The organism is Pseudomonas sp. FW305-E2 (assembly GCF_058782925.1).
In genome coordinates, this window is sequence record NZ_JBYSYE010000031.1 from 59,561 (window position 1) to 71,843 (window position 12,283).

General features: G+C 63.1%; 13 protein-coding genes. 6 read left to right on the plus strand and 7 right to left on the minus strand.

All coding sequences use genetic code 11. The features are described from left to right. Window positions 1–176 precede the first annotated feature (176 nt). The gene (pcrP, locus tag AC3WLP_RS20235) at window positions 177–740 is read left to right on the plus strand and encodes an HAD superfamily inactivated hydrolase PcrP (protein ID WP_012053149.1); all 564 of its coding nucleotides are present in this window, start codon (window positions 177–179) and stop codon (window positions 738–740) included. 122 nt (window positions 741–862) lie between these two features. Further along, complete coding sequence (locus AC3WLP_RS20240; protein WP_003248815.1) at window positions 863–1,126, plus strand: DUF4404 family protein; 264 nt, start codon at window positions 863–865, stop codon at window positions 1,124–1,126. 31 nt (window positions 1,127–1,157) lie between these two features. Here AC3WLP_RS20240 and queF read toward each other — a convergent pair whose 3' ends face one another. Both queF and AC3WLP_RS20250 read right to left on the minus strand, forming a co-directional pair. Next, on the minus strand, window positions 1,158–1,988 hold the full coding sequence (queF, locus tag AC3WLP_RS20245; RefSeq protein ID WP_088513654.1) for an NADPH-dependent 7-cyano-7-deazaguanine reductase QueF: 831 nt from the start codon (window positions 1,986–1,988) through the stop codon (window positions 1,158–1,160). 68 nt (window positions 1,989–2,056) lie between these two features. Further along, on the minus strand, window positions 2,057–2,584 hold the full coding sequence (locus AC3WLP_RS20250; protein ID WP_088513653.1) for a cupredoxin domain-containing protein: 528 nt from the start codon (window positions 2,582–2,584) through the stop codon (window positions 2,057–2,059). A gap of 199 nt (window positions 2,585–2,783) precedes the next feature. Here AC3WLP_RS20250 and cinR point away from each other — a divergent pair, with 199 nt between their 5' ends. Together cinR and cinS are read left to right on the plus strand one after the other, a co-directional pair. Further along, on the plus strand, window positions 2,784–3,464 hold the full coding sequence (gene cinR, locus AC3WLP_RS20255; protein ID WP_014753919.1) for a two-component system response regulator CinR: 681 nt from the start codon (window positions 2,784–2,786) through the stop codon (window positions 3,462–3,464). Beyond that, a complete protein-coding gene (gene cinS, locus AC3WLP_RS20260; RefSeq protein ID WP_017147795.1) occupies window positions 3,461–4,813 on the plus strand; it encodes a two-component system sensor histidine kinase CinS in 1,353 nt (450 codons plus the stop codon). The genes cinR and cinS overlap by 4 nt, the downstream gene beginning before the upstream one ends. Window positions 4,814–4,852: 39 nt before the next feature. Here cinS and AC3WLP_RS20265 read toward each other — a convergent pair whose 3' ends face one another. From AC3WLP_RS20265 to AC3WLP_RS20275, 3 genes are read right to left on the minus strand one after another with little or no spacing between them, the layout of a single operon-like run. Next, the gene (locus AC3WLP_RS20265) at window positions 4,853–6,094 is read right to left on the minus strand and encodes a lipoprotein-releasing ABC transporter permease subunit (RefSeq protein WP_003248806.1); all 1,242 of its coding nucleotides are present in this window, start codon (window positions 6,092–6,094) and stop codon (window positions 4,853–4,855) included. Window positions 6,095–6,154: 60 nt separating this feature from the next. Beyond that, window positions 6,155–6,838 (minus strand): lipoprotein-releasing ABC transporter ATP-binding protein LolD, encoded by a 684-nt coding sequence (gene lolD, locus AC3WLP_RS20270; RefSeq protein ID WP_014753922.1) that lies wholly within the window; start codon window positions 6,836–6,838, stop codon window positions 6,155–6,157. Window positions 6,839–6,845: 7 nt separating this feature from the next. Then, window positions 6,846–8,096 carry a lipoprotein-releasing ABC transporter permease subunit gene (locus tag AC3WLP_RS20275; protein ID WP_003248802.1) on the minus strand — a complete coding sequence of 417 codons (1,251 nt, stop codon included), beginning with the start codon at window positions 8,094–8,096 and terminating at the stop codon, window positions 6,846–6,848. Between the two features lie 93 nt (window positions 8,097–8,189). Between AC3WLP_RS20275 and AC3WLP_RS20280 the strand changes: the two genes are divergently transcribed. Continuing rightward, a complete protein-coding gene (locus tag AC3WLP_RS20280) occupies window positions 8,190–8,774 on the plus strand; it encodes a PilZ domain-containing protein (RefSeq protein WP_003248801.1) in 585 nt (194 codons plus the stop codon). 31 nt (window positions 8,775–8,805) lie between these two features. Further along, a complete protein-coding gene (locus AC3WLP_RS20285) occupies window positions 8,806–9,522 on the plus strand; it encodes a glycerophosphodiester phosphodiesterase (protein ID WP_003248799.1) in 717 nt (238 codons plus the stop codon). Window positions 9,523–9,570: 48 nt separating this feature from the next. Here AC3WLP_RS20285 and sthA read toward each other — a convergent pair whose 3' ends face one another. After that, complete coding sequence (gene sthA / locus AC3WLP_RS20290) at window positions 9,571–10,965, minus strand: Si-specific NAD(P)(+) transhydrogenase (protein WP_003248797.1); 1,395 nt, start codon at window positions 10,963–10,965, stop codon at window positions 9,571–9,573. A 204-nt stretch (window positions 10,966–11,169) separates the two neighbouring features. Beyond that, entirely contained in the window at window positions 11,170–12,168 is a 999-nt protein-coding gene (locus AC3WLP_RS20295; RefSeq protein ID WP_012053154.1) for an FAD:protein FMN transferase, read from the minus strand. Window positions 12,169–12,283: the final 115 nt, after the last annotated feature.

A 12,283-nucleotide genomic window follows, 5' to 3' on the forward strand; every position in this document is an offset into this window, starting at 1 on the left:
GCCGCAAGCGCAACAGGTCGCGCTGCTGTTAAGGCGGCAGTATAGAGACTTGCGGGCTGATAAACAGCCTTACACATTTTTGCTGAATATTTTGTGAACAACTGTTGCGCAGCGGCCGATGTCACAAGACGGTAACAATCAACGCATAGCCTTCGAACCATTTGGGGGAAGTTGCCATGGACACTGCGCCCGCCTTCACTGCTGTGCTGTTCGGCTTGCGCGGCTGCCTGGTGCAGGCTACCCATGGCGCGCCATCACCCGCCCCCGGCGCCCTGGCCACCCTTGCCAGCCTGCGTCAGCGCCAAGTGCCGTGCATCTGGCTGGATGACCTCAATACCGCGCAAAGCGAGCGCCTGGCCCATGTGCTGCCCGACTGGCTGCCAGGGCATGCGGTCAATGGCGTGCGCTGGCCAGCGCCGAACGCGTGCTGGCAGGCACTGATGGCGCTGGACAGCGAGCGCCTGGATGGCTGCGTATTGGTCAGTGGCGACCCCCGCCTGCTGCAGTCTGGCCTTAACGCCGGCTTGTGGACAGTGGGCCTGGCCGCCTGCAGCCCGTTATGCGACCGCACTTCTGCGCAATGGCAAGCCATGAGCCCGCAAGAGCAGGATCTGGCGCGTAGCAAGGCGACGCTGGCGCTATTCAGCCTGGGCGTGCACTCGGTGATCGACCATCTGGAAGCGCTGGACACCTGCCTGGTGGACATCGCCCAGCGCCGGCGCAAGGGTGAAAAACCCTGATACAGCAGCCTTGACGCGGATCATGCAAATCGCCAGCAGGTAGATTACCCTGAAGACAGGCCAGAACCTTTGCCACGCCGCCGAGGTCCATGGCTTGCCAAGCCATTGATGGAGAATAGCCAATGCCTGCCCGCGAATTGCAAGAGCGCCTGAACAGCTTGCGCGAGCAACTGGACCGCAACGTACCGCTTTCGGAAGAAGAGCTGGCCGCCCTGCACGAAGAGGCGCGCCAGATCGAGGCGCAACTGAAACTTGAGGAAGCCACGCCAGACAACAACCTGGTGGACGGCGTGAACCTGGCGATCGAACGCTTCGAGGCCGACCACCCCGACCTCACAGCCACCCTGCGCAGCATTGCCAACTCGCTGCACAGCATGGGGATCTGAAAGAGCGGGGGCCGCAAAGCGGCCCCCTGTATTACTGCCGTACCAGGCGTTTGTTATCCGGGCTGATCGCCCCGGTGCTGCGATACGGGTTGATGTCCAGCCCACCGCGGCGCACATAACGTGCATAGACCGTCAGGTGCTCCGGCTGCAGCAGATTCTTCAAGTCCAGGTAAATCCGTTCCACACACTGCTCATGGAAGTCGGCATGCTGGCGGAAGCTGATCAGGTAGGTCAGCAGGCTGGCGTGGTCCAGCGCCCTGCCCTTGTACTCAACCACCACGCTGCCCCAATCCGGCTGGCCGGTGACCGGGCAGTTGGACTTCAGCAGATGGCTATGCAGGGTTTCTTCCACCACCCGCGCCGGGTCGCAGCGCAACAGCTCTGGCTGCGGCTGCTCGTAGTTGCTGATGGCCACATCCAGTGCATCGATGCACTGCCCCGGTAACGCCACCACACCCTGGGCTTCAACCTCGGCCAAGGTGCGCACCTTCACCCCCACCGGCTTGCCGGCAGCGGCGGACAGGTCTTTTTCCAGGCATGCCTGCAACGCGTCCAGCGAGGCGAACACCGTCTGGTTCAGCGAGTTGAGGTACAGCTTGAATGACTTGGACTCGATGATGTTTGGCGAGTCCGCCGGGATGGCGAACTCGCCGATCGCCACCACCGGCTTGCCCGAAGGCAGCAGCCAGCTCAGCTCGAAGCAGTTCCAGTAATCCACCCCCTGCCAGGGCAAGGTCTGTGCAGTGACGCCCAGCTCGGCCCACTTGGTAGTACGCGGGATCGGGAACAACTGCTCCGGGGAGTAGGTGGCGATGTATTCGCTGGACTTGCCCAGCGGGGAATGTTCGGCAGCGGGATGCATGGAAACTGACCTAGAGGTTCGAAAATGCCCCTAGTCTACCGGTTTTGCACACCGCCTTGCAGGGCCAGTCACTCAATGGTCAATGCCCCCACCATACCCGCCTGGTAATGCCCCGGCACGTTGCAGGCAAACTCGATGGGCACCGTTTGGCGGAAGGTCCAGGTCAGCTCGGCGCGTTGGCCGGGCATAACCATCACAGTATTGCCACCCCCGTGACCATGGCCATCGCCGTGGTCCATCATTTGGCCGTGGCTCATCATCTTGCCGTGATCCATGCCTTCGTGGTTCATGGCCTCGGTGAACATCTTGCCTTGCATGGCAACCATTTCCTTCTGGTGTTCGGCATGCATGGCCTTGTCGCCCAGGTTGAATTCGTGCGGCAGGTTGCCCTCGTTGACCAGCACGAAGCGCACCGTCTCGCCGGCTTTTACCTGCAGGCTTTTGGGCTCGAAGGCAATGTCCTTGAGCACCACGTTGACCGTGCGGGTGGCCTTGGCCGCCGGGGCAGGCTCGCCAAAGGCGAAGCTCTGCGCCTGGCTGGCGAAAGCCGGCAGGCTGCCCAGGGCAAGGGTGGCGGCAATGAACAGGTGTTTCATGATGACTCCGGGAATACACAGCAGGATGAAGCCACATTAGCCGGGGCGACTGGCAGTTACCTGACAGGCACATTACAACTTCGTCAGTTTGGGCGAGCGGGCACATCGTCACGTATCATTTCACCCACCCCATTACCCCTGTGCTAGCGGTAAAGCGACGCCATAGGCTACGCACAATCTTTCAGAATATGGACAGTGCATGAAACTGCTGATCGTCGAAGACCAGGCCCGCACCGGCCAGTACCTGAGCCAAGGCCTGAGCGAGGCCGGCTTTGCCACCGAGTTGGCTACCGATGGCGAGACCGGCCAGTTCCTCGCCCTGACCGGCGACCACGACCTGCTGATCCTCGACGTGATGCTGCCTGGCCGCGACGGCTGGCAGATTCTTCAGGCCGTGCGCCAGGCAGGCCTGGATACGCCAGTGCTGTTCCTGACCGCCCGCGACGCCGTCGAGGATCGCGTGCATGGCCTGGAACTGGGCGCCGACGACTACCTGGTCAAGCCGTTCGCCTTTTCCGAACTGCTGGCCCGGGTACGCAGCCTGCTGCGCCGTGGCACCAGCCCGAGCCAGGACACGACCCTGAGCCTGGCCGACCTGCGCCTGGACCTGATCCGACGCCGCGCCGAGCGCGCCGGGCAGCGCATCGACCTGACCGCCAAGGAGTTCTCACTCCTTGAGCTGCTGCTGCGCCGCCAGGGTGAGGTGCTGCCAAAATCGCTGATCGCCTCGCAGGTGTGGGACATGAACTTCGACAGCGACACCAATGTGATCGAAGTGGCCATCCGCCGCCTGCGCCTGAAGATCGACGACCCGCACCCCAACAAGCTGATCCACACCGTACGCGGCATGGGTTACGTACTCGAAGAGCGCACCGAGTGATGCGCCGGGTTTCCCTCGGTAACCGCCTGGCCCTGCTGTTCGCCGCCTGCACCGCCACTGTCTCGCTGGGCGCCGGCCTGCTATTCAGCCGGGCCAGCGAGCAGCACTTCGTCGAACTTGACCAACAACTGCTGGACTCGCGCCTGTCCTTGTTTCGTACGCAACTGGCTGGCGTCAGCACATCTGATGAACTCCAGGCCCGCTTGCCTGCGCTGCGCGATGAACTGAGTCACCAGGCCGACCTGGCCTTGCGTATCAGCGCCAGCAATGGCGCCACCTGGTTCGAAAGCCGCAGCGGGCTGCCGCAAGCAGCGCTGGCCACCGGGCTGGCCACCCTGCATGCGCAAGGCATCGACTACCGCAGCCTGTCCGTGCCCCTGAAACAGGGCACCATGCAGTCGCCGCGACTGACCCTGTACCTCGACATCACCCACCACCAGCACTTCCTGCAGGGCATGCAACGGCTGATCTGGCTGACGGTCGGCCTGTCGGCGCTAACCACCGCACTACTGGGTGCCTGGGCCGCCCGCAGCGGCCTGCGCCCCTTGCGGCAGATGGGCCAGGTGGCCGCCAGCGTGTCAGCGCGTTCGCTCACCACCCGTCTGCCGGTGGCGCAGATGCCCGAAGAGTTGGCCGAGCTGGCCAGCAGCATGAACGCGATGCTGCAGCGCCTGGACGATGCCTTCCAGCGCCTGTCAGCGTTCTCGGCCGATATCGCCCACGAGTTGCGTACGCCGCTGTCCAACCTGCTGACCCACACCCAGGTCACCCTCACCCGCCCACGCAGCCTCGAAGAATACCGAGAGGCGCTGCATGGCAACCTGGAAGAACTGCAATGGATGGCGCAGATGATCAACGACATGCTGTTTCTGGCCAAGGCTGACCACGGCCTGCTGGTACCGGGGCACGCGCCTTTGGCGCTGCATGACGAGGTGGATGCACTGCTGGAGTACTACGCGCCTCTGGCAGAAGACAACGACGTGCAGATGCTGCGCGAGGGTGAAGCGGTGCTGCACGGCGACCAGCATATGCTGCGCCGGGCGCTGTCCAACCTGCTGGACAACGCCATGCGTTTTACCCCGGCAGGAGGACAGATCAAGGTGACCCTGGGGCCGGGGCCGACGATCAACGTGGCCAATACCGGACTGGCTATCGACCCGGCGGCACTACCGCGGCTTTTCGACCGTTTCTACCGGGTGGACCCGGCTCGGCGGGAAGGCAGTAGCGAGCATGCGGGGTTGGGCCTGGCGATTACCCGGTCGATCGTGCAGGCCCATGGCGGGTGCATACGGGCGGAGTGCGAGGGTGGGTGGACCCGATTCGTGATCGAGTTCGCTCAAGATCGGTAACCCTGAGGGGCTTTACGCCCCCAGGATCTCAGGCAAACATCAAACCGCCAGGCCAATCGCCGGCTGCACCTGCGACGCCCGGTAAGCCGGGTAAAGGGTCGCCAGGAAACTCATCACCAGGCCGGCGGTGCAGATGATCGCCACATCCCCCCACTGCAACTGCGACGGCAAGCTGCTGACGAAGTACACATCCGACGTAAAGATGTGCTGCCCGCTCACCCGCTCCAGCCAGCCGACGATCTGGCTGACATTGAACGCCGCAATCACGCCCAGTACGCCACCAATCAGCGTGCCGACAATGCCGATCAGGCTGCCCTGGACCATGAACGTGCCCATGATCTGCGCCGGCGTGGCGCCCAAGGTACGCAGGATGGCAATGTCCGGCCCCTTGTCGTTCACCACCATCACCAGGGTGGCGATGATATTGAACGCCGCGACCGCGATGATCATCATCAGCAACAGGCCGATCATGGTCTTTTCCATCTTCATGGCGCTGAACAGGCTGCCCTGGGTATGCGACCAGTCATCGGCCCGGTAGGCGTCCCCAAGCCCGGCAGCAATCGCCTTGGCCACCTGCGGAGCGGCATACAGGTCGTGCAGTTTAAGGCGCACACCTTGCACCTGGCCTGGTGCCCAGCGCTGCATCTCAGCTGCATCAGCAACATGGATATAAGCCTGCGACCCATCCAGTTCGGCGCCGACCTTGAAGATGCCGACCACGGTGAGGCGCTGCATGCGCGGGGTGATGCCACCCGGTTCCTTGCTGATTTCCGGCACGATCAAGGTCAGCTTGTCGCCGGTGTTCAGGCGGAAGCGGCGTGCGGTCAGCTCGCCGATGACCACACCGAACTCACCGGGCTGCAAGCCCTGCAGGCGGCCCTGGACGATGTGCTGGCCAACGATGGAAACCTTGCCCTCCTCGGCCGGATCGATACCACCCACCTGGATCGGCTGCATGGCGCCCTTGTACGACAGCATGCCTTCCATCTCGGTAATCGGCGCCACAGCCATCACCGCCGGATTCTTCATGGCGGCGTCGGCCACCTTGTGCCAATCGTCCAGCGGCTGCACGCCCAGGATGGCGGCATGCGGCACCAGGCCGAGAATGCGCGAGCTCATTTCGCGCTGGAAGCCGTTCATCACCGACAGCACCACGATCATCGCCAGCACGCCCAGCGACAGGCCGATCATCGAAGTCATCGAAATGAACGAGATGAAGTGGTTGCGACGCTTGGCTCGGGTGTAGCGCGCGCCGATAAAGATGGGCAAGGGTCTGAACATGTACGAAATCACCCAATGGAAACAGGAAAACGGGGCAGCACCTGCCACCCCGGCAGTCGATCAGATGGCCACCAGGTGGCCATCGTCGAGCTTCAGCACACGGTCCATCTGCCGCGCCAGGTTGAGGTCGTGGGTGACCACCAGGAATGCCGTGCGCGAAGCGCTGGACAGCTCCTGCATCAATTCCTGGATGCCTTGGGCGGTGTGGTGGTCGAGGTTACCGGTCGGCTCGTCGAGCATCACCAGGCCGGGGCGGTTGACCAGCGCCCGGGCGATCGCCACACGCTGGCGCTCGCCGCCGGAAAGCTCGGCCGGCTTGTGGTTCAGGCGGTGGCCCAGGCCTACCCGCTTGAGCAGCGCCTCGGCACGCTCCCGGGCCTCGGGGATGGGCGTTCGGCCGATCAGCAGCGGCATGCACACGTTCTCGATGGCGGTGAATTCCGGCAGCAGGTGGTGGAACTGGTAGACAAAGCCCAACTCGCGGTTGCGTAGCAGGCCACGGGCACGCTCGCCCAGTGCCGACAACTCTTCGCCAGCCAGCCACACACTACCCTGGGTCGGCCGGTCGAGGCCGCCCAGCAGGTTGAGCAAGGTACTCTTGCCCGAGCCGGAACTGCCAACGATGGCCACCCGCTCACCGGCCTGCAGTTCCAGGTTGAGCCCGGACAGCACCTGCACCGACTCCGGGCCCTCGTCGTAGGACTTGCCCAGGTTGCGGCAACTCAGAACGGCTTTATCACTCATGCGCGACTCACTCATAACGTAGCGCCTCTGCAGGCTGGGTGCGGGCCGCACGCCAGGCCGGATACAGTGTGGCGAAGAAACTCAGGACCAGTGCCGCACCGCAGACCATGTACACGTCCTGGGCCAGGATCTGCGACGGCAGGTAATCGATGAAGTACACGTCGGCGTTGAGGAACTTGTGGCCGATCAGTGTCTCGATGCCGGCGATCGCCGCGCTCACGTTCAGGGCCGCGAAGATCCCGACGACGGCGCCGATCAGGGTACCGATCACCCCGATCACCGTACCCTGGACCATGAAGATGAGCATGATCTGCCCGGGCGTGGCGCCCAGGGTGCGCAGGATGGCGATGTCGCCGCGCTTGTCGTTGACCACCATCACCAGGGTGGAAATGATGTTGAACGCCGCCACCGCCACGATCAGCAGCAACAGCAGGCCGATCATGGCCTTTTCCATACGGATCGCCTGGTACAGGTTGCCGTGGGTACGGGTCCAGTCACGGCTATAGAACTCCTGTTCGCCCAGCTGCTGGGCGATGCTCCAGGCTACGCGCGGCGCCTGGAACAGGTCGTCGAACTTCAGGCGCAGGCCCTGGACCTGGTCGGGCTTCCAGCGGTGCAGGCGGGACAGGTCGCTGATGTTGGTCAGGCCCAGGTAGCCGTCGATCTCCCCCGCGCCAACGTGGAAGGTGCCGACCACGGTGAAGCGCTTCATGCGCGGGAACATGCCAGCGGGGGTCACGCTGACCTCGGGGGCGACGAAGGTGAGCTTGTCGCCGATGGCAACGCCCAGCTTGGCCGCCGCCTTATCGCCGATCATGATGCCCCACTCGCCCGGCGCCAACTGGTCCAGGCGGCCTTGCAGGACGAAGTTGTCGATGATCGACACCTCGCGCTCGCGAGCAGGGTCGATGCCGTTGAGCAGCACCTTCTGCACCTTGCCATCATGGGTCAGCAGGCCCTGCATCTGGGTGAACGGTGCAACCGCCACCACCTGCGGATTCTGCTTTACTTGTTGGGCAAGGGCCTGCCAGTCGGCAATGGGCTGGCCGCTCTCCAGCGTGGCATGGGGAATCATCCCCAACACGCGGGTGCGCATCTCGTGGTCGAAACCGTTCATCACCGACAGCACCACGATCATTACCACCACGCCCAGGGCGAGGCCGATCATCGAGGTCAGGGAAATGAACGAGACGAAGTGATTGCGACGTTTGGCACGGGTATAACGCGTGCCGATGAATGCGAAAAGAGGTCTGAACATGTCGGGGCTTGTTCGGATGAAAGGGAACGTCCTTGTGGCGAGGCGCCTACGGCGGCTTTACACTCGGACCACCGCCGCTACCTTGGGTTCGCCATGACGACATTAGACGAAGAAGATCGCCGCGAATACTACCGCATCGAAGATCGGATCGCACTTCAAATAAGCCCCCTTAGCGCGGCCGAAGCCCTTGAACCAGATGTGTTGCAAGATGATTCGCCGTTGTTCAACCTGCTCAGCGAGCTGCACCTGTCCGACTTCGAGTCGCAACACCTGTTGCGCCAGCTAAGCGACAAGGACCGCACCCTCGCCGCGTTCCTGCGGGCACAGAACAAGCGCCTCGACTTGCTCAGCGCGGTGGTTGCACAAACCCTGCTTGGCGAGGTCGGCGAGCCGCTGCCGGTGGTCATTTCCGAAGGCGGCATTGAATCCGCCCAAGCCACACAGATTGCCCCCGGCACCCGGGTGAAAGTGAAAATGGTGCTGATGCCGCGCGCCCATGGCCTGCTGCTGCGCGGCAAGATCACCCATTGCGACCCTCGCCCGGAGGGCGGCTTCGAAGTCGGCACCGAGTTCATCGACATGACCGATGCCCAACGACAACTGCTGGCGCGTTACATCCTGCAGCGCCAGCAACAGCAACGGCGCCAGCAGCTGGAACTGAACGACCCCGCCTCCTGAGCCAATTTCTCCCTGATTTGAAGGAACGAACGTGACCCTGATCTACGGCCATCGCGGCGCCAAGGGCGAAGCACCCGAGAACACCCTGAAGAGCTTTCAGCAATGCCTGTCCCATGGCGTGACCCGCTGCGAGCTGGACCTGCACTTGTCATCCGACAACGAACTGATGGTCATCCACGACCCCACCCTCAAGCGGACCACGGGCCGGCGCGGCAAAGTGGTCGAGCACCCGGCCGCCGAACTGGTCAAGATCGATGCCCGCAAAGGCGGCCCGGGCCATGTGCAGCCCTGCCCGATCCCGAAACTGGAAGAGCTGTTCGAAAAATGCCCGTTCGAACACTGGCAACTGGAGGTGAAAAGCGCCTCGCGCACCCGCGCGGCCACCACCGTCCTGGCGATCCGTGAACTGGCCCAGCAATATGGCCTGCTGGACAAGGTGACCATCACCTCCAGTTCACGCGAAGTACTGGGCGCCGCCCTGGAACTGGTGCCAGACGTGAAGCGTGGGCTGGTGGCCGAATACGCCTGGCTCGACCCGCTGAAGGTGGCACAGAACTACGGCTGCGAACTGCTGGCATTGAACTGGACGCTGTGCACCCCCGAGCGCCTGCTCAAAGCACAGGGCCAGGGTTTGCATGTGTCGGTGTGGACGGTCAACGAGCCGGCACTGATGCGCCGGCTTGCTGACTTTGGTGTGGACAGCCTGATTACAGACTTTCCCGGTTTGGCCAAGACCACCCTCGGGTAGGGTTGAAATCGGTCTCTCCGACCGGCTCAGGCCACCGGTCGGAGCCGCTCAAAAAAGCCGGTTCAGGCCGTCATAGGCAGCTACCCGATAGGCTTCGGCCATGGTCGGGTAGTTGAACGTGGTGTTGACGAAGTACTTCAGGTTGTTCTGCTCACCCGGCTGGTTCATGATCGCCTGGCCAATGTGGACGATTTCCGAAGCCTGGTAGCCGAAGCAATGCACGCCGAGGATTTCCAGAGTTTCGCGGTGGAACAGGATCTTCAGCATGCCCTGCGGCTCGCCGGCGATCTGCGCACGCGCCATGCTCTTGAAGAAGGCCTTGCCCACTTCGTACGGCACCTTGGCCTGGGTCAGCTCCTGCTCGTTCTTGCCGATCGAGCTGATCTCGGGAATGGTGTAGATACCCGTCGGCACGTCGTTGACGAAGCGCCAGCTGCCGTTATCGACAATGCTGCCAGCGGCCGACCGGCCCTGGTCATGGGCGGCACTGGCCAGGCTTGGCCAGCCGATCACGTCGCCGGCACCGTAGATGTTCGGCACGGTGGTGCGGTAGGCCTCGTCGACCTCGATCTGACCGCGGCTGTTCACCTTGATGCCGATGTTTTCCAGGCCCAGCTTGTCGGTGTTGCCGGTACGGCCGTTGCACCACAGCAAGGCGTCGGCCTTGATCTTCTTGCCCGACTTGAGGTGCAGGATCACCCCGTTGTCCAGGCCTTCGACGCGCTCGTACTCCTCGTTGTGGCGCACGGTGATGTTGTTGTTGCTGAAGTGGTAGCTCAGCGCCTGGGAAATCTCCGAGTCGAGGAAGCTCAGCAGCTGGCCACGGTTGTCGACCAGCTCGACCAATACGCCCAGGCCACTGAAGATCGAAGCGTATTCGCAACCGATCACGCCGGCACCGTACACGATCAGCTTGCGCGGGGTATGGCTGAGGCTGAGGATGGTGTCGCTGTCGTACACGCGCGGGTGGTGGAAGTCGATGTCGGCCGGGCGGTAGGGGCGCGAGCCGGTCGCGATGATGATGTGCTTGGCGTTGAGCTTCTCGACCACGCCGTTCGGGCACACCACTTCCACGGTTTGCTCGTCGGCAAAGCTGCCGGTGCCGAAGAACACGTCGACGCGGTTACGGGCATAGTAGCCGGTGCGCGATGCCACCTGCTTGGCGATGACCTTTTCGGCGCTTTTCAGCACGTCCGGGAACGAGAACCAGCGCGGTTCGCCGATGGCACGAAACATCGGGTTGGTGTTGAACTGCATGATCTGCCGCACCGAGTGACGCAGTGCCTTGGACGGAATGGTACCCAAGTGGGTGCAGTTGCCACCGACCTGGCGACGGTCATCGACCATCGCTACCTTGCGCCCTGCTTTGGCGGCATTCATTGCCGCGCCTTCACCGGCCGGGCCGGAACCCAGCACCACTACGTCGTAGTTGTAGACAGCCATGCGTACTCCTTCAGAACTGGCCCGCAAGCCACGGTCGCTCGCGGGGCACGATCATGCCGCCGGGGCGCCATGAGAAAATTCGGGTGCAGTCTAATCAACCCTGAACGCCGCGCACATTAACCCTTGGTCGCGTCGTAGGCCAATTTTGCCCGCACTACATATGCTTCACCCATTCCGTGGCGGCAATCATCCCTGCTTGTGCTTTCACTGGCCTTTCACTGCCCGTTCGAACGCGGGCGTAGCTCGGGAGACGAAGCCTCCCTCTGCTCGAGTCACCAAAACCGCAGCCAAGTCATGCGCCACGGCAAAATCCCAGCCTTGCTGTGGGCCCAGGATGAGTAGCAGCGTCGAATAGCCATCGGCCAGCAGTGCTGAGGCGTCCAGCACCGTAACGGCAGCCAGGTCATGTTCGACCGGGCGCCCGAGGCGGGCATCGAAGGTGTGCGAATAGCGCCGGCCATTCTGCTCGAAATAGTGCCGATAGTCACCCGAGGTTGATACTGAAAGGCTATTGACCGGGATGATCTGGCGGGCGATTTGACGGTCTTCGCGGGGCAGTTCCAGGGCAATACGCCAAGGGCTGCCGTCAGGCTTGCGGCCAACCGCCTTCAGCTCGCCAGTGGCCTCGGCGACAAAACTGCTGACACCCATGGCCTGCAGGCGCGCAGCGATCAAGTCGACAGCATGACCGGCGACGATACTGTTGAAGTCGAGCTGCACAGGGGCATCCTTGCACAGGGCTCGACCTTTGACGCGCAGGTGCTGGTAGCCCACACGCTGGCGTACCTGGGCCAGTGCCTGTGGTTCGGGCACCTGCTGGTGACGGGCCTGAGGGCCGAAGCCCCACAGATCGAGCAAAGGCTCTACCGTGAGATCGAAGGCGCCATCGCTCTGCTCGGCAAGGTGCTGGCCCAGGCTGACCAACGCGAGCATGTCAGGCGGCAGGGCCAGGCACTGGCCGGCAGGCAAGCGGTTGAACTGGCTTACGATGGAATCGCCGCGGTAGGTCGAGTAGTGGTGGTCGATGTCGTGCAGGATGGTTTCCACCGCCCTCTGCACCTGGGCCGGCTCCGGGCCACCAGGCTCGCGGACGTACTGGATGCTGTAGCTGCTGCCCATGGTCGGGCCACCCAGGCGCTCCAGGGTGGGGCCCTGGTTGCAGGCGGTGAGTAGCAGCAGAATGAACAGTAGGGCTGTGCGCACAGTAGGGTTTCTCGGTTGCCAGTGCTGGCCTCTTCGCGGGTAAACCCGCGCCTACAGCAGGGCGCGTCCCCGTGTAGGGGCGGGCTTGCCCGCGACGCGGCCATTACAGGTACAA